Raw genomic sequence first — 393 nt, 5'->3', positions numbered from 1 at the left:
ACCTTAAACAACCCAATAGCTATATTAATAATATAAATACTATTAATTTACTTATACTCTAAGACTTTTTCAACTGGCATTCTATATGAATTATATGCTTCTTTAGCTTTTTTCCCAATTGCAACAATCATTACTGGAACATAACGATCCAAATCATAACCAAACGTTTTACCAATTTCTTCATTTTCAAAACCACCGATTGGATTAGTATCATAGCCATATTGTTTTGCAACTAACATAAATTGCATTGCAGCTAAACTACTATCTACTTTAACAATATCATTCATGCTTTGACGTGTATGGCTTTTATAGTTTTCTAAAACAAGAGGTAACATTTGTTCTTTTACTTCTTGAGGCATATGACCATTTTTAACAGCCTGTTCATATATAAAC

Annotated in this window: 1 protein-coding gene; it reads right to left on the bottom strand. The window is 29.3% G+C overall.

Annotated elements, in window-relative coordinates:
• Positions 1–47: 47 nt before the first annotated feature.
• A partial coding sequence (locus tag EII32_RS11765; protein WP_199741448.1) for a nitroreductase family protein occupies positions 48–393 on the bottom strand: 346 nt, incomplete at its 5' end.

Source organism: Prevotella sp. OH937_COT-195 (genome assembly GCF_003932845.1).
Taxonomy (GTDB): domain Bacteria; phylum Bacteroidota; class Bacteroidia; order Bacteroidales; family Bacteroidaceae; genus Prevotella.
The sequence above is the reverse complement of the archived record's forward strand: the minus strand, read 5'-3'. Positions and strand labels throughout refer to the sequence as shown.